The organism is Achromobacter sp. NCFB-sbj8-Ac1-l (assembly GCF_052695805.1).
Genome location: NZ_CP199812.1, coordinates 3,520,771 through 3,540,727 on the forward strand (window position 1 = coordinate 3,520,771; position 19,957 = coordinate 3,540,727).

Genomic DNA, 19,957 nt, shown 5'->3' on the forward strand with positions numbered 1-19,957 from the left:
ATAAGCTAGGGTATTCACCCATGATTAAAGCCTTGGCACACGGTTTATAGTCGGAAAAAACACGGGGAATTTTTGTATACCAATGCGCAGCAATCCCAGCCTGATGCCGGACACCGCGCCCGCAGCCCCGGCTGCCGGCGTCGTCCCTGACGGGTCGCCCGCCGACCTGCCGCGCCCGGCGCCTGGGGCCGGCCGCACCCTGCCCGCCACCGTGGCCGGACAACTGCGCGAACGCATCATCCAGGGTGAATTCGCCCCGGGCGCCCGCCTGAACGAACGCGCCCTGTGCGACCTGCTGGGCGTGTCCCGCACGCCGCTGCGCGAAGCCTTCCGGGTGCTGGCCGCCGAAGGCCTGGTGCGCATCGAACCGAACCGCGGCGCGCAGGTGGTGGCGCTGGGCGTGGCCGACATCCGCGAGGCCTTCGAGGTCATCGGCGGCCTGGAAGCCATGTCGTGCCGGCTGGCCTGCGAACGCGCCACCGAGGCCGAAATCGCCGAGATCCGCGCACTGACCTTCGAGATGATGGCCAGCCATGCGCGCCGCGACCTGCCCACGTATTTCCGCACCAACCGCGACATCCACGAACGCATCAGCCTGGCCGCCCACAACCACCTGCTCAAGCAGCTGTACGACGCGCAGAACGCGCGCATCCAGAACCTGCGCTTCGTGTCCAACGAAGACCAACGCAAGTGGGACCAGGCCATGCGCGAGCACATCGACATGGCCGACGCCCTGCAAGCGCGCGACGCCGACCGGCTGGCCGGCATCATGCGCGAACACCTGCAGCGCAAATGCGAGGCGGCCCTGAAAAGCGTGGCGCCCCTGCAAGTAAGCCCGTCTGATTCTTCATAAGCATTCCCCAGGCGCGAGGACAAAACCTATAAGAATCGGGGTGGCGCATCCCGGCCCAGAGACGTTAGATACGCAGTACCGCAGTGACTGATTCATGTGAACCGACGGCCCCAGGCGCCGCTTCGGTTCATGCAGCACCCGGCAGTATTCCGTTCCACCGTTCCGGTCCACAGGAGCCTCGCCATGGCCGACCGCCGCGTCAATTCCGTTCCGTTCCGCTTTCCGTCGCACCTGCCGCTGTTGCGCGGGCCGTTGCCGCGCCTGCGCTGGCGTGCACTGGCCAGCCTGCTGCTGGGCGCCGCCGCGCTCGCGGCGCTGCCCGCCCACGCCGGCAAGAAAGACGACACCCTGCGCATGGCCTACGACCAGGCGCCCGAAAGCGTCGATCCGTACTACAACAACGTGCGCATCGGCGTCATCATCGCCGCCAACGTCTGGGACACGCTGCTGTACCGCGACCCGGTCACCAACGAATACAAGGGGCAGCTGGCCAAGAGCTTTACCCAGGTCGATGACAAGACCCTGGAATTCGAGCTGCGCGAAGGCGTCAAATTCCACAACGGCGAAGAATTCGACGCCGATTCGGTCGTGTATACGCTGAACTATGTGGCCGACCCGAAGAACAAGGCCGTCACGCAGCAGAACGTGGCCTGGATCGACAAGGTCGAAAAGCTGGGCAAGTACAAGGTGCGCCTGACCACCAAGGAACCCTTCCCCGGCGCCAAGGAATACCTGTCCACCACCGCGGCCATCCACCCGGCCAAGTACTACCAGGAAGTCGGCCCCAAGGGCATGAACGCGAAACCCGTGGGCTCGGGCCCCTACAAGGTGGTGGACTACCAGCCCGGCAAGTCCATCACGCTGGAACGCAACACCGACTATTTCAAGGACTCGCCCAAGGCGCAGCCCAAGATCGGCAAGGTGGTCATCCGCTTCATTCCCGACCGCCAGACGCAGATGGCCGAAGTCATCTCGGGCGGCGAAGACCTGATCATGAGCGTGCCCAAAGACCAGGCCGAACAGCTGGGCGGCCTGCCGCCGCTGCAGATGGTCACCGGCAACACCATGCGCATCGTCTTCATGCAGATGAACATCCAGGAAGGCACGCCGGCCCCGCAACTGAAAGACGAACGGGTGCGCCGCGCCATCATCCACGCGATCGACCGGCAGGCCATGCTCAAGAACATCGTGGGCGAAGGCGGCGGGCTGATCAACGCCATCTGCACCCCGTCGCAAGCGGGCTGCACGCAGGACGTCACCCCCACCTACCCGTACGACCCCGCCCTGTCCAAGAAGCTGCTGGCCGAGGCCGGCTACCCCAATGGCTTTGACATCGACATCGTCGCCTACCGCGAACGCAACCAGACCGAAGCCATCATCAACTACCTGCAGGCCGTGGGCATCCGCGCCAAGCTCAACTTCCTGCAATACGCCGCCATGCGCGACATGATCCGCGCCAACAAGGCGGCGCTGACCCACCAGACCTGGGCGTCCAACCTGGTCAACGACGTGTCGGCGTCCACCCCGGTGTACTTCGCCTTCGGCAACGACGACGTCACCCGCGATGCGCAGGTGCGCGAGCTGCTCGACAAGGGCGACCACACCATCGACAGCGCCACGCGCAACGGCCTGTACAAGCAGGCGCTGGACCTGATCGCGCAAAAGGCCTACGCCGTGCCGCTCTGGACGCTGCCGGCCTATTACGTGGCCACCAAGGACCTGAACTTCAAGCCCTATTCGGACGAGTTGATCCGGTTCTGGGACATGAGCTGGAAGTAATCGGCTGACGCAGGCGGAGATTCACGCATGCTTTATTTCACGATCAGGCGGCTGGGGCTGGCGGTGCTGGTGGCCCTGACGGTGTCGGTGCTGGCCTTCCTGCTGCTGCACCTGTCGGGCGACCCGGCGCTGGCGCTGGCCGGCGAAGGCGCGCGCCAGGCCGACATCGACATGATCCGCAAGACCTACGGGCTGGACCGGCCGCTGGTGGTGCAGTATGCCGACTGGCTGTGGCACATCCTGCAAGGCGACTTCGGCACGTCGGTGTATTTCAAGACCGACGCCGGGCCGCTGATCCTGTCCAAGCTCAAGACCACGCTGCTGCTGGGCCTGGGCGCGCTGGCCTTCGCCCTGGCCATTTCCATTCCGCTGGGGGTGTTGGCCGCGCTGTACAAGGGCAGCTGGATCGACCGCCTGTGCCTGGCCGTGGCGGTGCTGGGGCAGGCCCTGCCCAATTTCTTCTTCGCGCTGATCCTGATCATGCTGTTCTCGATTTCGCTGCGGCTGCTGCCGGTATCGGGCAGCGGCAGCTGGCAGCATTTCGTGATGCCGGCCATCGCCCTGGGCTATTACGTGGCGCCGGCCTTCATGCGGCTGATCCGGGCCGGCATGGTCGAAGTGCTGGGGGCCGACTACATCCGCACCGCGCGGGCCAAGGGCCTGCCGGCCCGCAAGATCATCTTCAAGCATGCGCTGCGCAACGCCATCGTGCCGGTGGTGGCGCTGGCGGCCGTGCAGCTGGGCTACCTGCTGGGCGGGTCGGTGGTCATCGAGACCATCTACGCGCTGGACGGCCTGGGCTACCTGGCCTACCAGAGCATCACCTACAAGGACTACCCCGTCATGCAGCTGATCGTGCTGCTGCTGTCGGTGCTGTACGTGCTGCTGACGCTGGCTGCCGATATCGCCAACGCGTGGCTCGATCCACGCATCCGGGTGTCCTGACATGACCACCGCTACCCTCGCCCCCCAATCGCCCGAGCTGACCGCATCGGCCCTGCGCTGGCGCCGCCTGCGCCGCAACAAGGCCCTGTTGGCCGGCGGCGGCATCCTGCTGCTCATCACCCTGATCGCGCTGTTCGCACCCTGGATCTCGCCGCACGACCCCTACTACCAGGACCTGGCCTACCGCACCGCGCCGCCGGTCTGGTACGCCAAGGGTACCTGGCTGCATCCGCTGGGCACCGACCAGCTGGGCCGCGATTACCTGTCGCGCCTGTTCTACGGGGCCCGCATCTCGCTATTGATCGGCCTGTCGGTGGCGCTGATCTCCGGCCTGATCGGCACGGCCATGGGCATGGCGGCCGGCTACTTCGGCGGCAAGGTCGACATGGCCGTGTCGTTCCTGGTGACCACCCGCCTGTCCATGCCCGTGATCCTGGTGGCGCTGGCCACCGTGGCCATCGTCGGCGGCTCGCTCTGGGTGGTGATCCTGGTGCTGGGCCTGCTCAAGTGGGACCGCTACGCCGTGGTCATGCGCAGCGCCACGCAACAGGTGCGGGCGCTGGAATACGTGTCGGCGGCGCAGGCGGCCGGGGCGTCCACCTGGCGCATCGTCTGGGGCGAAGTGCTGCCCAACGTGGTGCCGCACCTGATCGTCATCGCCACGCTCGAAGCCGCCAGCGCCATCCTGCTGGAAGCCTCGCTGTCGTTCCTGGGCCTGGGCGTGCAGCCGCCGCTGCCCTCGTGGGGGCTGATGATTTCCGAGGCCAAGGCCTATATGTTCTTTTCGTTCTGGCTGATCGCCATTCCCGGGTCGGCCCTGGCGCTGCTGATCTTCGCGATCAACCTGGCGGGCGACGGCCTGCATCAACTGCTGACCCCCGAAGAGAGAGCCTGACATGAGCGCCACGGACATCGTGCTGGACGTACAAGGCCTTACCGTGGACATCGCCACCCCGCGCGGCACGCTGCACGCGGTGCGCGACGTGTCGTTCCAGGTGGCGCGCGGCGAAACGCTGTGCCTGGTGGGCGAATCGGGCTGTGGCAAGTCCATGACCTCGCTGGCCATCATGGGCCTGTTGCCCAAGGCGGCCCGCCGCAGCACCCGCCGGCTGGCGGTGCTGGACGAAGACCTGTCCGGCGCCCGGCCGCGCCGCGTCAATGCGCTGCGCGGCAACAAGATGGCCATGGTGTTCCAGGAACCCATGACCGCGCTGAACCCCGCCTACCCCATCGGCGACCAACTGACCGAACACTACATCCACCACCGCCGGGCCAGCGGCCCGCAGGCGCGCGACCGCGCGGTCGAGCTGCTGGAAAAGGTCGGCATCGCGTCGGCCGCGCAGCGCCTGGGCCAGTACCCGCATCAATTGTCCGGCGGCTTGCGCCAGCGCGTCATGATCGCCATGGCGCTGATGTGCGGGCCCGAACTGCTGATCGCCGACGAACCCAGCACCGCGCTGGACGTCACCATCCAGGCGCAGATCCTGCGCTTGCTGGCCGACCTGCAGGCCGAGCTGGGCATCGCCATGGTGCTTATCACGCACGACCTGGGCGTAGTCGCCCGCATCGCCCGGCAGGTGGCCGTGATGTACGCCGGCCAGATCGTCGAAGAAGGCCCGGTGGCCGGCCTGTTCGCCGCGCCGCGGCATCCCTATACGCAGGGCCTCCTGGGCTGTATACCCGTGCCCGGGCGCACCGCGCCGGGCCAGCCGCTGGGCACCATTCCCGGCGTGGTGCCGTCGCTGGTGGGCGAATTGCGCGGCTGCGCCTTCATCGACCGCTGCCCCCACGCCCAGCCGCAATGCCGCGACACGGTGCCGGTGCATGGGCATGCGCCCGGGCCGCAATGGCGCTGCATCCGCACGGAGGGGGGCACGGCATGAACGGCGCCCTTGATCCGCACGAACAAAGCCTGGGTACGAATGCGCCCATGATCCGCACGCACAGAGGCTTGGCATGAACACGCCCTTGAATCGATCCGCCACGGAAGATCACGCCGCCTCGCCCGCCGGCGTGCTCGACCCGGCCGCCCCCGCGCCGGCAGACGCCGTGCCGCTCTTGCAAGCCCGGGCCGTCAGCCGGCAATTTTCGATCCGCACCGGCATGTTCCGCCCGCGCACCACCTTGCAGGCCGTCAATGGCGTAGACCTGGACGTACCGCGCGGCTCGGTGCTGGGCATCGTGGGCGAATCGGGCTGCGGCAAGTCCACCCTGGCGCGCGTGCTGCTGGGGTTGATTCCGCCCACCCAGGGCGCCATTCACCTGGGCGGCCAGGACATCCGCCAACTGAGCCGACGCGCGCTGGCCCGGCGGGTGCAGCCCATCTTCCAGGACCCGTATTCGTCCTTGAACCCGCGCCGCTCGATTGCGTCCATCGTGTCGCTGCCGCTGGAAGTGCACGGCATTCCCAACCCCGGCATGCGCCGCGCCATCGAGATGCTCGAACGCGTGGGCCTGCCGGCGCGGCTGGCCCACAACACGCCCGGGCAGCTGTCCGGCGGGCAGCGCCAGCGCGTGGCGATTGCCCGCGCCCTGGTCATGCACCCCGAACTGGTCATCTGCGACGAGCCGACATCCGCGCTGGACGTGTCCGTGCAGGCGCAGATCATGAACCTGCTGATGGACCTGCGGCGGGAATTCAACCTGACCTATGTCTTCATCAGCCACAACCTGGCGGTGGTGGAACACATTGCCACCCATGTCGCGGTGATGTACCTGGGCCGGGTGGTCGAATCCGCGCCGACCGAACGCCTGTTCCACGACCCGCGCCATCCCTACACGCAGGCATTGCTGGCGTCGGTGCTGACGCCCGAGCCCGGGTTGGGCATTCCCGATACCGGGCTGGGGCTGTCGTTTCCTGATCCGCTGCATCCGCCTTCCGGCTGCCCGTTCCATCCGCGCTGCCGCCATGCGATGCCGCAATGCCGCCAGGACCGGCCGGCGCTGACGCCGCGCGACGGAGCGGTGGTGGCGTGCCATCTTTATCCGGTGGATGAAGTGCGCGCTGCGAACCATGGCGGGGTCGCGGTGGCGTAGTCCGCCCTGCATCGCGGGTTGCGGATTGCAGCGACTGCGCGGGTGGGGCTGATGGCTGGAATTGCGCCGATCGCGTCAGCCCCCGCTGCGTTCGCGCTGGAAATCAATGAACTGCCGTACCTTGGCGCTGACGTGGCGCGTGTCCGGGTACACCGCGTATACCGGCTGCGGCGGCAGGGTGTACGACGGCAGCACCCGCTGCAATTCACCGCGCGCCAGCGGTTCTTGCAGCAGCCAGTCCGGCAGCGCCGCCACGCCGCAGCCCGCCAGGGCAAACGCCAGCAGCGCGGACGCCGTATCCGCCTGCGCCACCGGCTCGACGCGCAGGTCGTGTTCGCGTCCTTTGCCGTCGGTCAACCGCCAATGATCGCTGCGCCCCGGGCGGTTGGCCAGCCACGGCAGCGCGGCCAGCGCCGGGGCCGTGCGCGGCATGCCATGGCGGGCCAGCAGGTCCGGCGCGGCCACCAGCCACAGCTTGAATGCCCCGATGCGCGTGGCGCGGTGGTTCGAGTCTTCCTGCGCCCCCACGCGGATGGCCAGGTCCAGCCGTTCGGATATCAGGTCGGCGTGCGCCGACCCCGCCTGATAGTGGATGCGCAAGCCCGGGTGCTGCCGCGCGAACGCCGCCAGCGCGGGTGCCACGACGCGGTTGCCGTAGTCGACACTGGCCGTCACGCGCAGGCTGCCTGACAGGTCGCCCTGCCCGGCGCGCGCCTGGTCGACGGCGGCATCGGCCTGGCGCAGCAGCCTGGCGCAATCGGCGTAGAACCCTTCCCCCGCTTCGGTCAAGGCCAGCCGCCGGGTGCTGCGCACCAGCAAGGCCACCCCCAATTCGTGTTCCAGCTGTTTGATATTGAAGCTGACGACGGCCTTGGTCGTGCCCAGCGCCAGGGCTGCGGCCGTGAACGAGCCGGCGTCGACCACCGCGACGAGCATTGCCAGTCGGTTCAGGTTGATCATGGGCGCCCCGTCAATTGTCAAATAAATACGAACAGTATATCTATGGAACGGGGCTTCTTATCGAACAATCGGCTTTCTAGAATGGCGCTCCGTGATCCTGCCGCCGGGTCGCCTTGCCCCTCACCGCGCGTCAGGCGACGCGGCCCCCACGGACACCGGCCATCCCGCCCGCGCGGGCGGCCCCACAGCCCCTTCCCCATTGCGGCGCACGCCCTGGCAGCAGGCGCCCCGCCGGAGCCCCCATTGATGCCTGATTTTTCCGACCGTTGCCGCGATGCGGCGCATGCCGCCCACGCCCTGATCGAACAATGGATCGGTCAGACGGCCCTGCCGTCCGATACCTTGCCGCGCCTGCTGGCGTATTTTTCCGACGACTTCAGCATGGTCACGACCGACGGGCAGCGCCTGCCCGACGGCGCCCTGCCCGGCCTGTTCGCGCGCCTGGCCGGCAGCCGGCCCGGGCTTTCCATCCGCATAGACGAGTTCGCGGTGCTGCACGCCAGCGCAGGTTCCGCGGTGTTGACCTATCGCGAGTCGCACGCCTGGCACGGCGGCGCGACGGTGCGACGGGCCACCGCGGCCTTCATCGCTGATGCGGACGGCCACCCCCGATGGCGGCACCTGCACGAAACCTGGGTGGCGACCGCCCCAATAACGCACGGGAATAAGCAAGCGGGGAATTAATCGTTGGTGCTGGCGGACCGGACCGGTAGAGTCCGACGCCGCATATCACTCCACGAGCTGCCCGTTCCATGCCTACCCGCCGCATCCCGCCCCGCCTCATTCTTTCCCGCCTCATTCCGTCCGGCCTCGCCCCTTCCCGCGCCGCCCCTGCCCGCCCCACGACTTCCGACCGGACCCGCTTCCCCGCCCGCCGCGCCGTCGTGCTGGCCCTGGCTGCCGCCCTGGCCGGCGCCGGCCTGGGCACCGCCCACGCCCAGCAGCGCGTCATCCGCATCGTGGTGCCGTACGGCACCGGCGCCGTGCAGGACACCATTGCCCGCGCCATCAGCGACGAGCTGGGCCAGGCGCTGAACGCGTCGATCGTGGTGGAAAACCGCGCGGGCGCCGGCGGCACCGTGGGCACCGCCCAGGTGGCGCGCGCCGCGCCCGACGGCAATACGCTGGTGCTGGCCGCGGCCAGCCACCATATCGCGGGCTACCTGTACAAGAACCTGAACTACGATCCCTACAAGGACTTCACCGGCGTGGCCTACCTGGGCAACACCGGCTACATCATCCTGGCATCCGCCGCACTGAAGGCCGCCAACACCGCCGAGTTCATCCAGGCAGTCAAGGCCAAGCCCGGCGCCTATGACTACGCGTCGGCCGGCAACGGCAGCGCCTCGCACCTGGGCATGGCGTCGTTCCTGACCGCCGCGGGCGCGCAGATGCAGCACATTCCCATGAAGTCGACCGGCGATGCCGTGACCGAATTGCTGGCCGGCCGGGTGGCCGCCGTGACGGCCGCGACGATCGGCGTGACCGGCTACCGCAACGACCCGCGCGTGGTGTTCCTGGCCTACACGGGCAAGCAGCGTTCGCGCTTTGCGCCGGACCTGCCGACCGTGGCCGAAAGCGGCCTGCCCGGCTATGCCTTCGATTCGTGGCTGGGCCTGCTGGCGCCGGCCGGCATTGCGCCCGCCGAACGCGACAAGATCAACGCCGCGGTGAACAAGGTGCTGGCCGACCCGAAGGTGCAGACGCGCCTGGCGTCGCTGGGCGTCGAAGCCGACGCCAGGTCGCCCGCGCAATTCCAGGACCTGCTCAAGGCGGACTGGGACGCGGCGGGCAAGCTGGTCAGCGCATCGGGCGCCCGGGTCGAATAGACGACGGGTCGTCCGGGGGAACGGCGCCCGGGCGGCGCCGTGGCGCCGGCCGCTTCAGCGCTGCCGCACGCCTTCCAGGAACATATTGGTGATGAAGTCGGCCAGCGCTTCGCGTTGCTGCTCGTCCGGCATCTGCCGGGTGAAGCGTTCGATCACGCCCATGAAGGCATGGGCCAGCCATTCGGGTGCGATGTCCTGGCGGAACAGGCCGGCGCGCTGCTCGATGCGGACGTTTTCGGCGATCATCACCACCAGTTCGTCCTTCAAGGCCTCGGCCGCCTCGACCTGGAAAAAGCCGATGCGCGTCAGGTTGGGATCTTCCTGCAGGATAGCCAGCCAGTTGCTGACGCCGCGCCGCACGCGCACGTCCTGCGGCAGGCCTTGCAGGTCGTCGTCCAGCCGCGCGTGGCAGACCTCTTGCCGCAATCGCTGCGCAAACATGCCCACGAGCTCGTCGTAGGCCGCCTGCTTGCTGGCAAAGTACTGGTAGAACACCGGTTGCGTCACGCCCGCCCGGGCGACGATGTCGCTGATGCGGGTATGCTGGAAACCGCGTTCCGCGAACTCCGCCGCCGCGACTTCCAGGAGATGCAGGCGCGTGCGTTCACCTTTGGTCAAACGCTTGTCTTGCGGTGTTGAGGGGGGTGGTGCCGTCGTCATCGCGTGAAATTACTATCCTTCCAAAATTTTTGCCATACATTCCTACATACATAGAAGCGGGTAATGTTGCGATTGTTGCGATCTCTCTTTATATGTTGCGGCGCAGCGCTGATCCTGGCGCTTTCGGGCTGCATTCCCTACCCCACCCACAAGACCCTGCAACCTGCCGCGAACATCACCGTCCTGGATGCCGCCGCGCAGCCCGTTGGCGATGCGCGGGTGGTGTTGATATCCGGCGCCTACCCCTACGGTCACGACCGTTTTCGCGAGGAAGCGCGCACGTCCGCGGACGGTCGCGCCCATTTCGACGCGCACCACGAATGGCGCGTCGAGGTCCTGGCGATCCACGGCTCGGAAGTCTTTTTCTGGAACTGGTGCGTCGAAAAACCCGGGTACGAAACCTACGAGACCCACGACCGCAACGCTGACACGTTTGACGACAATGCCGTCATTCATCTCAAGGCCGGAGAGTCGCGTTCTTGCAACAACCCGGGCGGATCGCCATTCATGCGCAAGCCGCCGGCACCCGGTCAGCCCGGCGCCCGGCCGGCCGCGCCGACCGACGCCCGACCCGCGCCCGCCCCCGAGCCGGATCGCACAACGAACGGCACCGCTCCTGCCGTAAGGCCCTGAAATCACTTGAAATCTCCGTAGTTCTTGACACAACTATTGCGCGCCGGCGGCGTTACAGTACGGGTATCGCCAGCTGCGGCAACAGGCACGGCCTGGCGGATCAGGAGCAAGATCATGAAGCGGTTCACAGGTCGGATGGTCGGCGTTGCGCTGGCATTGGCCGTCGCAAGTTCTCCCGCCCTCGCCGGCGGTTACCGGGGTGGCCACGGCGGCTATCACGGCGGTTACCACGGCGGCGGGCATCACCACTCCCATGGCGGCGGCAGCAGCGGCTGGTGGGTCGGCGGCGCCCTCGCGCTGGCCGCCACCGGCTTGATCCTGGCCGCCAATTCCGGCCCCACCTACGTGCAGACGGCGACCTACGCGCCGGGCGTGGCCTATTACAGCCCGCCGGTGTACACGGCGCCCGTCTATGACGCCCCGCCGGTCTATTCGGCGCCCCCCGTCTACGCCGCGCCCGAGCCGCAATACGCGCCCGTGCAGTACGCCGCCGCGGCACCGGTGGACAAGGCCCAGGCCAGCGCGTCCAACGAATGCCATCGCTGGGCCATGAACCAGAGCGGTTACGACCCCGCCACGATCTCGCAATGGACCACACAGGTCATGGTGGACACCTACAACCGGGCGCTGGATTCCTGCATGAACAGCCGGGGCTATCGGGCCAACTGAAGCTTCCGTCACGCCCCCTTGCGCCGGGCCGGCCGATCCGTCGGTCCGGCGCCGTCGTCTGGCTGACCGCCGCCACAGGGCGGTGCATCAGGCGACCGTCAGCCGCGCCGGCCGCCCCAGCCGCGCCAGGCAAAGAAAATTGCCGCCAACAAGGCCAGCGCTGCCGGCAGCACCCAGACGAAACCTGAATCCGTGTACACCACGCCATCGTCCGGATCGTAGTAGCGGCCCAGCTCGTTGAAGTCCCATTTCAGGTACATGGCGTACCAGAGCCAGAAGAAAAACGCCGAAAACACCGCCGACAGGCCCGCGCCGACCCGCGCCAGCAAGCGCCCGCGCGCCATGCCGGTCACCAGGCGCCAGGCCGACACCACGCCGGCCGCCACGGCCACCAGGATCAGCCAGTCGCCGACGTTAAATCCCATCGCCCGTCTCCGCTGACGAACGGGCCTGGTCGGGTGGCGATGTCGGGTCGTGGCTGGCGGCCGACGACGGCGGCAGGCCATTGGCCTGCGCCTCCATCTGCGCCAGGCAGGCCTGGGCCTGGGCCCACTGATGTTCGCTGAAGACGCGCACGCCGGCATCGGCCAACAACTGCGCGGTGACGCCCACCCCCGGCTGCTTCACGCCCGAAAAATGGCCATCGTAGACATAGCCGCTGCCGCAGGACGGGCTGCCTTCCTTGAGCACGGCCACGCGGATACCGTGCTTGCGGGCCGCCGCCAGCGCTTCGCGGGCGCCGGTCACGAACGGCAGGGTCGCGTCGTCGCCAGACACCGCCACCACCCGGGCGCGGCCGGCCAGTACGGCGGCCGCCGTGGCGCCGGGTTCGATTTCGGCGGGGGGACGCGGAATCGGCATGCCGCCCGCGACTTCCGGACAGACGGGCACCACCCGGCCGCCCGCCAGCCAACCCGCCAACACGGCATGGTCGTTGGGCACGGCGCGCCCGTCGTACCGCACGGGCTTGCCCAGGAGACAGGCGCTGACAAGAACGTATTGCATGAAAAATCCGGCAAGCGATGCGCCAGCGGCCGCGACGACCCGCGGCCCGTGGCGCATCAAGGGGCTGACGCCCGTGAATGCCCGATTAGAACACCGGCCGGCGCGACACGGCGCGGTGCGGGGGCACGCCAGGCGGACGCGTCAGGCCGCGTCCAGCCACTGGCGCAACACCGGGTCGCGCACCTGCAGTACGTCGAACAGGCCCAGCGCACGCAACGCGGGCAAGGCGTCGCGCATGTCCCGCTGTGCGTCGTCGCGTGCCTGCGGCGTGGCGGCGGGGTCGGTCCAGACCCGCGCGTTGGCCAGGAAGGCGCCCACCGTGCCTTTGCGCACGGCCACACCCTGGAAACTGCCGACGTTCTGGTCGTCGGGCAAGACGTCCTGTGCTTTCATGGTTTTCTCCTGTTGAGGGGCACAGGCATCACGATAGTCGGGCAGCGGCGGCAAATCTGCGGTAATTTGGTCAATCGATACCGCATTTATGCCATATGACCGACCCCGCCTCGCCCCCCTTGATCGCCCCCGATCTGGCCGGCTCGCCCCGCGGCCCCCGCCTGCTGGCGGTGCGGCGACACGAAACGACGCTGCGGCACACCGCCCTGCATCATCACGCGCGCGGCCAATTGTTCGGCGCGTTTCGCGGCTTGTTGACGGTGGTTGCCGGCGACCGCCAATGGGTGGCGCCCCCGGCGCATGCCCTCTGGATTCCGCCCGATTGCCCGCACGGATTGCGCTCGCATGGCTCGTATGCGGGTTACAGCGCCTACCTCAGCCCCGCCGCCTGCGCCGGCCTGCCGGAGCACCCGTGCGCCTTGCAGGCATCGGCGTTGCTGCTGGCCGCGGTGGAACGCGCGGCCACCTGGAGCGACATGGCCGAGGCCCCGGACGCCGCCCGCACCCGCATCGTGGAACTCATCCGCGATGAAATCCGCACCCTGCCGCGCGCCGGCGACGGGTTGACGCTGCCGCGCGACCCTCGCCTGCAGCGACTGGCGCTGGCCTGGTCGGATACCCCCGACGACACCCGCCCGCTGGCCGCCTGGGCCGTGGAAGTCGGCATGGCGCCGCGCACGCTGGCGCGGCGTTTCCTGGAAGAAACCGGCCTGACCCTGGGCGCCTGGCGCCAGCAGGCGCGGCTGATGCGCGCCCAGGAAATGCTGGCCGCCGGCCACAGCGTGACGGCCGCCGCGCTGGAATCCGGCTACGACAACGTGAGCGCGTTCATCGCGATGTTCAAGCGTGAATATGGGGTGACGCCGGGGCGCTACGGCGGCGACTGAATCAGACCCACCGTCGCGGCAGGAATGACCGAGGCCTGGCGCATGCGCCAGGCCTCGTTGCCTGTCACGGCACCCCGATCACTCGGCGTCGGCCGCCTTGCGCGGGCGACGGGCGCGCGGCGCCGTCTTGCGGGCGGGCTTGGCCGCGGGTTCGGCGGCCGGTTCCGAGGCCGAGGCATCCGCTGGCTTTGACGCCCCCGCGGACGTGCGACGGCCGGACTTCGCGGCGCGCGCCGGCTTGCGGCCGGTTTCCGGGGCAGACGCTGCCGCGGCGGGATCGGCGCTGGCCGGGGCCGACACCGGCTCGGCGGCTTGACGGGACTGCGCCGATTCCGCAGCGGCAGCGTCCGCGGCAGGCGCCCCCCTGGCCGGGGCCTGCGTCGACGCCACGGTCGACCCGGTTGATTCCGCAGCAGCCGCTGTCGCGTGGCGGGCGCTCTTGGCCGCCGTACGTCCGCCACGCGAACCGCGCCGGCCCTTGTTGTCGGCAGGCGGCGCGGCATCGGACGACGGCGGCGCAGAAGGCGCCTCGAACGGCGATTCGCTGCCGGCCGGCCCCGAGAACGCGCCCGCAGGCATCGATTGCCCCGCGTCGGCCTCAAATGCCTGCGACGGCGCGGCGGTCGGCTCTACGCCCCACAGCGGCAATGCCACGGGCTCATCCCCCTCGCGGCCCGAGTCATGACGCCCCGAGGCGCGGCCCGTGCCCCCGCGGCCGCCCCGGCCACCCGAGGCCTCCGGCTGCTTGCGGCCGCCGCGTGCATGGCGGGCCGGCCTGGCGTCGGCCTCGTCAGCCGTGGCGGCCTCTGGCGAGGCGTCAGCGCCCGCTGCCGTCGACGCCAAGGCGCGCACGGCGGACTTGCCGCCCGCCCGCGCCTGCCCGCCGCCCGCGGTGTCGCGGTACACGTAGGTGCCCGATTTTTCTTCGCGGCCCACTTCCAGGAAACCGCGCGACTGGGCCTCGTCCAGCAGGTTGCCGAACGCCCGAAAGCCGTAGTAGGACTCGTTGAAATCCGGGCGGCGCCGCTTGAGCGCGTCTTTCAGGGCGGAGGCCCAGATCTTGCCGCTGTCGCCGCGTTCGGCCATCAGGGCCTCGAAGGTCTCGACCACCATGTCCACCGCCTGGGTCTTGCGGGCCTCGATCTCTTCCTTGCGGCGGCGTTCTTCGTCCGGCGAACGGCGCTGGGCGGGGCTGGCCGCGCCGCGGTTGTCGCGGCGGGCGTCGGCGGCGCGCTGGCCTTCGCGGGCCAGGTCGTCATAGAAAATGAATTCGTCGCAATTGGCGATCAACAGGTCCGAGGTGGATTGCTTGACGCCCACTCCGATCACCTTCTTGTTGTTCTCGCGCAGCTTGGACACCAGGGGCGAGAAATCGGAATCGCCGCTGATGATGACGAAGGTGTTGACGTGCGACTTGGTGTAGCAGAAGTCCAGCGCGTCGACGACCAGCCGGATGTCGGCCGAATTCTTGCCTGATTGGCGCACGTGGGGAATTTCGATGAGTTCGAAATTGGCCTCGTGCATGGGCGCCTTGAATTCCTTGTAGCGTTCCCAGTCGCAATAGGCCTTCTTGACCACGATGCTGCCCTTGAGCAGCAGGCGCTCGAGCACCGGGCGGATGTCGAACTTCTGGTATTTCGTGTCGCGCACGCCAAGCGCCACGTTCTCGAAGTCGCAAAAAAGCGCCATGCTGACGTTTTCGTTGGCATTCATATTCTTCTCCGTTGCTGCGGCGGCCGGGATGCTGCCAATGACCGCGCAGCACCCACGGCCTTCTGCCGCGATATGTCGCCCATGATATACATATCCGCTCGCCCCACCCCGGCCCCGAACGACCCGCCCCCATGCCCGACGCCGCCGCCCTGCCCACGCTTGCCACCGACCGCCTGATCCTGCCGCCGCTGTGCCTGGACGACGCCCCGGCCATCCAGCGCATCTTTCCGCAATGGGAAGTGGTGCGCTACCTGGCGGACCAGGTGCCCTGGCCCTACCCGCCGGACGGCGCACGCACCTATGTCGAACGGGTGGCGCTGCCGGCGATGCGGCGCGGCGTGCAGTGGCACTGGTCGCTGCGCACGCGCGCCGAACCCGACCGCCTGATCGGCCTCATCAGCCTGATGCAGGACGACCCCGGCAACCACCGCGGCTTCTGGCTGGACCCGGACTTTCGCGGCCACGGTTACATGACCGAGGCCAGCGAGGCCGTCACCGGCTATTGGTTCGAGGTGCTGGACCAACCGGTGCTGCGGGCGCCCAAGGCCGTCGCCAACGACGGCTCGCGCAACCTGTCGCGGCGCACCGGCATGCGCCTGGTGGCCACGGAAGAACGCGGTTTTGTCTCGGGCCGCATGCAGGCCGAAGTCTGGGAGATCACCCGCGAGGAATGGCGGGCGCGGCGGCAACAGGCTGCCCGCCCGGCCGGGGCCGCGGATTGACGGCGGGCGATCCCGCTTCGGTTCGCCCCGTAATCCGCCCCTGTTTTTTCTGCCGGGACGCGCCCCGGCGCGCCCCCTGAAAAGCGGTTTAAGCCGGCGCTTACCGCCCCTTTCGCCCCGTTTTCTTCCCGATTGGCCGACCCGGTCCGTGGCTAGAATTTGCCACCATCCGGCATTCCGTGAACGGAGTGCCCCAGCTATCGGGCAAGATCCATGAATCCGTCTACCGTCATCGGCGCCGTCGTCGGCCTGCTTACCCTGGTTATCGTCGTGGCGCTGGCCGCCACCGACCCGGGCCTGTATTTCAACCTGCCGGGCCTGGCCATCGTGCTGGGCGGCACCTGCGCCGCGCTGTTCATCGCCTACCCGCTGTCCGAAGTGATGCGGGTGTTCAAGCTGGTGGTGACGGTGTTCCGCAACGACCAGCATGACCAGCAGCGCGACATCGAAGAACTGGTGACGATGGCGCAGCTGTGGATGAACACGGACGTGCACAAGGTCGAGCAGGAGCTGAAAAAGGTCACCAACCCGTTCCTGCGCACCGGCGTGCAGCTCATCATCGACAACACCCCGGAAGAGCAGATCATCGAGCTGTTGCAGTGGCGCGTGTCGCGGCTGCGGGCCCGTGAAATGGCCGAGGCGCAGATGTTCCGCGTGATGGCCACGTTCGCGCCCGCCTTTGGCATGCTGGGCACGCTGATCGGCCTGATCAACCTGATGGCGGTGCTGGGCGACGGCAGCATGACGATGATCGGCCAGCAGCTGGCCATCGGCCTGATGACGACCTTCTACGGCATCTTGCTGGCCAACCTGGTCTGCAAGCCGATCGCCGTGAAGCTGGAACGCCGTACCGCGCGCCGCGTGGAATCCATGAACATGGTGCTGCAGGGCATCGCCATGATGTGCGAGAAGCGCGGCCCGGCCGTGGTGCGCGAAACGCTGAATTCGTTCGTGATGCACGTCGAAGACGAAATCTACGACGGCGGCGCTTCGGCCCCGCGCGCCAAGGCCGAAGGCCAGGTGGCCCCGGCCGCCGCCAAGCCCGTGTCCATTACCCGCCCCGCCGCCGCGCGCCAATGAGCCTGATTTCTCCTTCCCTGGCGCAGCGGATCGAGCAGGCCCGCCAGGCCCAGATGCGTGCGCAGAAGGCGGCGGCCAACAGCGGCTGGCGCCCCAGCAAAAGCGACCGCAAGGACCGCTACGCCCGCTGGCACGTCGAGGAAACGGTCGAGCAGGACGCCGAGAACTGGCTGCTGAGCTACCTGGACCTGATCACGCTGCTGCTGGCCATGCTGGTGGTGCTGCTGGCGGTGTCGCGGCTGCACGGCGGCTTCTACGAGGCCGGCGACAAACAGGTGGACCTGGTCGGCACGCTGGCGACCAAGGGCCTGCCGACCTATGACGGCGAGTATTCCGAATTCGATGCGGTCGCCATTCCGGCCAGTTGGGCGGAACCGCCCGCGCCGGTTGCCGCGGCCGCCGCGGAAAGCTCCGAACCGCCGGCCGACGGCGTGGTGGTGGCCGATGCCGCCAAGCCGTTGAAGGCGCCGTCCAAGGAATCGCTGGGCCTGGGCGACCTGGGCAAGTCGGTCGACGTCATCATCAACGAGCAATCGGTGAGCTTTCGGATCAGCAACGAACTGCTGTTCCCGTCGGGCCAGGCCACGCTCAGCCCGGCCGGGCTGGACGTGATCAAGCGCCTGGCCGTGATTTTGAACAAGAACGCCTACCAGGTGTCGGTGGAAGGCCACAGCGACCCCGTTCCGATCCAGACGCGCCAGTTCGCCTCGAACTGGGAACTGTCCAGCAGCCGCGCCACCAGCGTGCTGCGCGAACTGGTGCGCGACGGCGTGGCCGGCAGCCGCCTGCGCGCGGTGGGCTATGCCGAAACGCGTCCGATCGAGTCGAACGACACCCCCGCGGGCCGGGCGGCCAATCGGCGGGTGGAACTGATCATGGACATCACGGCAGCGCAACAGCCGGCCCAGCCCAAGGCGGCAGACGCAAAAACGGCACAACCCTCGGCGGCCCGGACCCGCGCGTCCCAGGCCGGCGTTGCCCCGGCGGCCACGGGCCAGGCGCAAGCCCCTGCTGCGGCCCCGCCCGGCAATTCCTGACCTCACGTCAGCACAACCGGCTTCGGCCGGTTTTATTTTTGCCGCCCATGTAAAGCAACCTTGACACACCGACATCCCACCCCCAGAATGTCAAGCACGCTTTACACAACCGGAGATTGCCCTCATGAATCAGAAGCTGGCCCTGCGCCGCTATCTCAAGGAATTCGGCGTCGCGATGGCGCTCTACGCGGCGTTGGTAGCCGCCTCGGCGTATGCCGGCGCACGGCTCGAATCCGGCGCCTTGCGCACCGCGCTGCTAGCCAGCCCCGTGCTGGGCATCTTGCTGATCATCCGTTCCGTGGTGCGGCAGATCCGCCAATCCGACGAGTTCATGCGCAAGACCACCGTCGAACACCTGGCCGTTGCTGCCGCGATCACCGCCGGCGCCACATTCACCTACGGCTTCCTGGAGCTGGCCGGCTTTCCCAAGCTGAGCATGTTTTTTGTCTGGCCCCTGATGGCCATCGCCTGGGTCGGCGCCAGCACCATCACCTACCTGCGCAACCGATGAAAAACATCATCCGCGACCTGCGCGCCGAACGCGGCTGGAGCCAGGCAACGCTGGCTGAACAGCTGGACGTGTCGCGCCAGACCGTCAACGCCATCGAAACCGGCCGCTACGACCCCAGCCTGCCGCTGGCCTTCGCCATCGCCCGGGTCTTCGGCATGCCGCTCGAACGCATTTTTCCGCAGGACTGAATCGGGTCGCCAGGCCCCGAAGCGGGGCCTCCCGGCGCGCGCCAAACCGCTGTAATCTGGCGGCCTGCCCCTGCCTTGCAAGCGCGCCCCGGGCGCCGTTCACCAGGAAGAATCCATGCCGTACATGCTGCTGATAGTCGAACCGACGGGCCAACGCGCCGAGCGCACGCCGGAAGCAGGCCGCGAGGCCTACGCGCAGATGCTGCGCTATGCCGAAGGCCTGCAGTCGCGCGGCCTGCTGAAAGCCGCCGAATCGCTGAAATCCGATGCCGAAGGCGTTCGGCTGCGGGTACGGGGCGGCCAGCGCACGCTGGTCGACGGCCCGTTCGCCGAAGCCAAGGAAATGATCGGCGGCTTTTTCCTCTTGACCACTGACAGCCGTGACGAAGCCTTGAAGCTGGCGGCCGAGTGCCCGGCCGCCCAGTGGGCCACGGTCGAAGTGCGGGAACTGGGGCCCTGTTTCCTGTAAGGCCGCGGCCGGGCGGCCGTAGGCGGACACCGGCCAGCAGCCGCCCCGTTGACTAGGTATTTACCCTAGATCAGGGATGGCGATGTCGATTTGCCGCTGCGCCATGCGTCGTGCCGGTACAAGCCCCGAATCCTGGGGCCTTGCCACCGACACCAGGAGACTGCAATGCGATTCATGATCATCGTGCGCGCCACGTCCGACAGCGAAGCCGGCTTGCTGCCGGATGCCAGCCTGCTCGCCGCCATGGGCACCTACCACGAGGCCCTGGCCAAGGCCGGCGTGCTGCTCGATGCCAACGGCTTGCGGCCCACATCGGCCGGCTGGCGCATCCAGTACGACAGCAAGGGCCAGCGCAAGGTCGTGGACGGCCCCTTTGCCGACACCAAGGAACTGATCGCCGGCTACACCCTGATCCAGGTGCGATCGCGCGAAGAAGCCCTGCAATGGACGCTGCGCTTTCCCGAACCGTTCCCCGACCAGCCGTGCGAAATCGAAGTGCGCCAGCTGTACGAACTGGACGACCTGGGCGCCGGCGAGGCCATCGAGCGTTTTCGTGCCCTGCCCGGCAACGGCCGCTGATTCCCCTGA

The 19,957-nt window shown here is 68.2% G+C and carries 23 protein-coding genes and 1 pseudogene; 18 read left to right on the plus strand and 6 right to left on the minus strand.

Translation table 11 applies throughout. The features are described 5' to 3' along the window. Positions 1-82 precede the first annotated feature (82 nt). The 6 genes from ACUDP5_RS16115 (at position 83) to ACUDP5_RS16140 (ending at position 6,613) form a co-directional block, all read left to right on the plus strand. Positions 83-853, plus strand: coding sequence for a GntR family transcriptional regulator (locus ACUDP5_RS16115; RefSeq protein ID WP_445656569.1), 771 nt, complete (start codon positions 83-85; stop codon positions 851-853). A gap of 183 nt (positions 854-1,036) precedes the next feature. After that, positions 1,037-2,632, plus strand: a complete 1,596-nt coding sequence (locus ACUDP5_RS16120; RefSeq protein WP_445656570.1) for an ABC transporter substrate-binding protein — start codon at positions 1,037-1,039, stop codon at positions 2,630-2,632. A gap of 27 nt (positions 2,633-2,659) precedes the next feature. Continuing rightward, positions 2,660-3,577, plus strand: a complete 918-nt coding sequence (locus tag ACUDP5_RS16125; protein ID WP_025138347.1) for an ABC transporter permease — start codon at positions 2,660-2,662, stop codon at positions 3,575-3,577. A gap of 1 nt (position 3,578) precedes the next feature. Next, positions 3,579-4,472, plus strand: coding sequence for an ABC transporter permease (locus tag ACUDP5_RS16130; protein ID WP_263913130.1), 894 nt, complete (start codon positions 3,579-3,581; stop codon positions 4,470-4,472). A 1-nt stretch (position 4,473) separates the two neighbouring features. Continuing rightward, positions 4,474-5,460, plus strand: a complete 987-nt coding sequence (locus ACUDP5_RS16135) for an ABC transporter ATP-binding protein (RefSeq protein WP_445656571.1) — start codon at positions 4,474-4,476, stop codon at positions 5,458-5,460. Positions 5,461-5,680: 220 nt separating this feature from the next. Further along, a complete protein-coding gene (locus ACUDP5_RS16140) occupies positions 5,681-6,613 on the plus strand; it encodes an ABC transporter ATP-binding protein (RefSeq protein WP_445659174.1) in 933 nt (310 codons plus the stop codon). Between the two features lie 75 nt (positions 6,614-6,688). Here the strand turns inward: ACUDP5_RS16140 and ACUDP5_RS16145 are convergent, their stop codons facing one another. Continuing rightward, positions 6,689-7,573, minus strand: a complete 885-nt coding sequence (locus ACUDP5_RS16145; protein ID WP_445656572.1) for a LysR substrate-binding domain-containing protein — start codon at positions 7,571-7,573, stop codon at positions 6,689-6,691. Positions 7,574-7,819: 246 nt separating this feature from the next. On the opposite strand from ACUDP5_RS16145, the gene ACUDP5_RS16150 reads away from it, so the two are divergent. Then, entirely contained in the window at positions 7,820-8,257 is a 438-nt protein-coding gene (locus tag ACUDP5_RS16150) for a hypothetical protein (RefSeq protein ID WP_445656573.1), read from the plus strand. A gap of 68 nt (positions 8,258-8,325) precedes the next feature. Continuing rightward, the gene (locus tag ACUDP5_RS16155; protein ID WP_263913126.1) at positions 8,326-9,402 is read left to right on the plus strand and encodes a tripartite tricarboxylate transporter substrate-binding protein; all 1,077 of its coding nucleotides are present in this window, start codon (positions 8,326-8,328) and stop codon (positions 9,400-9,402) included. Positions 9,403-9,456: 54 nt separating this feature from the next. On the opposite strand, the gene ACUDP5_RS16160 is transcribed toward ACUDP5_RS16155, so the two are convergent. After that, positions 9,457-10,020 carry a TetR/AcrR family transcriptional regulator gene (locus tag ACUDP5_RS16160; protein WP_263913125.1) on the minus strand — a complete coding sequence of 188 codons (564 nt, stop codon included), beginning with the start codon at positions 10,018-10,020 and terminating at the stop codon, positions 9,457-9,459. 105 nt (positions 10,021-10,125) lie between these two features. On the opposite strand from ACUDP5_RS16160, the gene ACUDP5_RS16165 reads away from it, so the two are divergent. Then, on the plus strand, positions 10,126-10,695 hold the full coding sequence (locus ACUDP5_RS16165; RefSeq protein WP_445656574.1) for a carboxypeptidase regulatory-like domain-containing protein: 570 nt from the start codon (positions 10,126-10,128) through the stop codon (positions 10,693-10,695). A 114-nt stretch (positions 10,696-10,809) separates the two neighbouring features. Beyond that, positions 10,810-11,364 (plus strand): hypothetical protein, encoded by a 555-nt coding sequence (locus ACUDP5_RS16170; RefSeq protein WP_263913123.1) that lies wholly within the window; start codon positions 10,810-10,812, stop codon positions 11,362-11,364. 98 nt (positions 11,365-11,462) lie between these two features. Here the strand turns inward: ACUDP5_RS16170 and ACUDP5_RS16175 are convergent, their stop codons facing one another. The 3 genes and pseudogenes from ACUDP5_RS16175 to ACUDP5_RS16185 form a co-directional block, all read right to left on the minus strand. After that, positions 11,463-11,789, minus strand: a complete 327-nt coding sequence (locus tag ACUDP5_RS16175; RefSeq protein WP_263913122.1) for a hypothetical protein — start codon at positions 11,787-11,789, stop codon at positions 11,463-11,465. An 85-nt stretch (positions 11,790-11,874) separates the two neighbouring features. Beyond that, a pseudogene (locus ACUDP5_RS16180) lies at positions 11,875-12,369 on the minus strand (DUF523 domain-containing protein); the annotation flags it as partial. 141 nt (positions 12,370-12,510) lie between these two features. After that, positions 12,511-12,762, minus strand: a complete 252-nt coding sequence (locus tag ACUDP5_RS16185) for a hypothetical protein (protein ID WP_263913121.1) — start codon at positions 12,760-12,762, stop codon at positions 12,511-12,513. A gap of 95 nt (positions 12,763-12,857) precedes the next feature. On the opposite strand from ACUDP5_RS16185, the gene ACUDP5_RS16190 reads away from it, so the two are divergent. Beyond that, complete coding sequence (locus ACUDP5_RS16190; protein WP_445656575.1) at positions 12,858-13,649, plus strand: AraC family transcriptional regulator; 792 nt, start codon at positions 12,858-12,860, stop codon at positions 13,647-13,649. A 78-nt stretch (positions 13,650-13,727) separates the two neighbouring features. On the opposite strand, the gene ACUDP5_RS16195 is transcribed toward ACUDP5_RS16190, so the two are convergent. Then, positions 13,728-15,362 carry an NYN domain-containing protein gene (locus tag ACUDP5_RS16195; RefSeq protein ID WP_445656576.1) on the minus strand — a complete coding sequence of 545 codons (1,635 nt, stop codon included), beginning with the start codon at positions 15,360-15,362 and terminating at the stop codon, positions 13,728-13,730. Between the two features lie 131 nt (positions 15,363-15,493). Between ACUDP5_RS16195 and ACUDP5_RS16200 the strand changes: the two genes are divergently transcribed. The 7 genes from ACUDP5_RS16200 (at position 15,494) to ACUDP5_RS16230 (ending at position 19,948) form a co-directional block, all read left to right on the plus strand. Further along, complete coding sequence (locus ACUDP5_RS16200; RefSeq protein WP_263913118.1) at positions 15,494-16,084, plus strand: GNAT family N-acetyltransferase; 591 nt, start codon at positions 15,494-15,496, stop codon at positions 16,082-16,084. 213 nt (positions 16,085-16,297) lie between these two features. After that, positions 16,298-17,164, plus strand: coding sequence for a MotA/TolQ/ExbB proton channel family protein (locus ACUDP5_RS16205; protein WP_263913117.1), 867 nt, complete (start codon positions 16,298-16,300; stop codon positions 17,162-17,164). After that, positions 17,161-18,201 (plus strand): OmpA/MotB family protein, encoded by a 1,041-nt coding sequence (locus ACUDP5_RS16210; RefSeq protein WP_445656577.1) that lies wholly within the window; start codon positions 17,161-17,163, stop codon positions 18,199-18,201. The genes ACUDP5_RS16205 and ACUDP5_RS16210 overlap by 4 nt, the downstream gene beginning before the upstream one ends. Positions 18,202-18,325: 124 nt before the next feature. Next, positions 18,326-18,712, plus strand: a complete 387-nt coding sequence (locus ACUDP5_RS16215; RefSeq protein ID WP_263913115.1) for a hypothetical protein — start codon at positions 18,326-18,328, stop codon at positions 18,710-18,712. Further along, on the plus strand, positions 18,709-18,900 hold the full coding sequence (locus ACUDP5_RS16220; protein WP_263913114.1) for a helix-turn-helix transcriptional regulator: 192 nt from the start codon (positions 18,709-18,711) through the stop codon (positions 18,898-18,900). Before ACUDP5_RS16215 ends, ACUDP5_RS16220 begins: the two co-directional genes overlap by 4 nt. 115 nt (positions 18,901-19,015) lie before the next feature. Further along, entirely contained in the window at positions 19,016-19,369 is a 354-nt protein-coding gene (locus ACUDP5_RS16225; RefSeq protein WP_263913113.1) for a YciI family protein, read from the plus strand. 165 nt (positions 19,370-19,534) lie between these two features. Further along, on the plus strand, positions 19,535-19,948 hold the full coding sequence (locus tag ACUDP5_RS16230) for a YciI family protein (protein ID WP_263913112.1): 414 nt from the start codon (positions 19,535-19,537) through the stop codon (positions 19,946-19,948). The last annotated feature ends 9 nt before the right edge of the window (positions 19,949-19,957 follow it).

Bases quoted from the DNA above. Each gene is read 5' to 3' on its own strand.
- ACUDP5_RS16200 (WP_263913118.1), top strand. From the start codon at position 15,494: ATGCCCGACGCCGCCGCCCTGCCCACGCTTGCCACCGACCGCCTGATC.
- ACUDP5_RS16150 (WP_445656573.1), top strand. From the start codon at position 7,820: ATGCCTGATTTTTCCGACCGTTGCCGCGATGCGGCGCATGCCGCCCAC.
- ACUDP5_RS16185 (WP_263913121.1), bottom strand. From the start codon at position 12,762: ATGAAAGCACAGGACGTCTTGCCCGACGACCAGAACGTCGGCAGTTTC.
- ACUDP5_RS16195 (WP_445656576.1), bottom strand. From the start codon at position 15,362: ATGAATGCCAACGAAAACGTCAGCATGGCGCTTTTTTGCGACTTCGAG.
- ACUDP5_RS16215 (WP_263913115.1), top strand. From the start codon at position 18,326: ATGAATCAGAAGCTGGCCCTGCGCCGCTATCTCAAGGAATTCGGCGTC.
- ACUDP5_RS16210 (WP_445656577.1), top strand. From the start codon at position 17,161: ATGAGCCTGATTTCTCCTTCCCTGGCGCAGCGGATCGAGCAGGCCCGC.
- ACUDP5_RS16155 (WP_263913126.1), top strand. From the start codon at position 8,326: ATGCCTACCCGCCGCATCCCGCCCCGCCTCATTCTTTCCCGCCTCATT.
- ACUDP5_RS16170 (WP_263913123.1), top strand. From the start codon at position 10,810: ATGAAGCGGTTCACAGGTCGGATGGTCGGCGTTGCGCTGGCATTGGCC.
- ACUDP5_RS16165 (WP_445656574.1), top strand. From the start codon at position 10,126: ATGTTGCGATTGTTGCGATCTCTCTTTATATGTTGCGGCGCAGCGCTG.
- ACUDP5_RS16115 (WP_445656569.1), top strand. From the start codon at position 83: ATGCGCAGCAATCCCAGCCTGATGCCGGACACCGCGCCCGCAGCCCCG.
- ACUDP5_RS16190 (WP_445656575.1), top strand. From the start codon at position 12,858: ATGACCGACCCCGCCTCGCCCCCCTTGATCGCCCCCGATCTGGCCGGC.
- ACUDP5_RS16225 (WP_263913113.1), top strand. From the start codon at position 19,016: ATGCCGTACATGCTGCTGATAGTCGAACCGACGGGCCAACGCGCCGAG.
- ACUDP5_RS16205 (WP_263913117.1), top strand. From the start codon at position 16,298: ATGAATCCGTCTACCGTCATCGGCGCCGTCGTCGGCCTGCTTACCCTG.
- ACUDP5_RS16220 (WP_263913114.1), top strand. From the start codon at position 18,709: ATGAAAAACATCATCCGCGACCTGCGCGCCGAACGCGGCTGGAGCCAG.
- ACUDP5_RS16230 (WP_263913112.1), top strand. From the start codon at position 19,535: ATGCGATTCATGATCATCGTGCGCGCCACGTCCGACAGCGAAGCCGGC.
- ACUDP5_RS16175 (WP_263913122.1), bottom strand. From the start codon at position 11,789: ATGGGATTTAACGTCGGCGACTGGCTGATCCTGGTGGCCGTGGCGGCC.
- ACUDP5_RS16125 (WP_025138347.1), top strand. From the start codon at position 2,660: ATGCTTTATTTCACGATCAGGCGGCTGGGGCTGGCGGTGCTGGTGGCC.
- ACUDP5_RS16145 (WP_445656572.1), bottom strand. From the start codon at position 7,573: ATGATCAACCTGAACCGACTGGCAATGCTCGTCGCGGTGGTCGACGCC.
- ACUDP5_RS16120 (WP_445656570.1), top strand. From the start codon at position 1,037: ATGGCCGACCGCCGCGTCAATTCCGTTCCGTTCCGCTTTCCGTCGCAC.
- ACUDP5_RS16135 (WP_445656571.1), top strand. From the start codon at position 4,474: ATGAGCGCCACGGACATCGTGCTGGACGTACAAGGCCTTACCGTGGAC.
- ACUDP5_RS16140 (WP_445659174.1), top strand. From the start codon at position 5,681: ATGTTCCGCCCGCGCACCACCTTGCAGGCCGTCAATGGCGTAGACCTG.
- ACUDP5_RS16130 (WP_263913130.1), top strand. From the start codon at position 3,579: ATGACCACCGCTACCCTCGCCCCCCAATCGCCCGAGCTGACCGCATCG.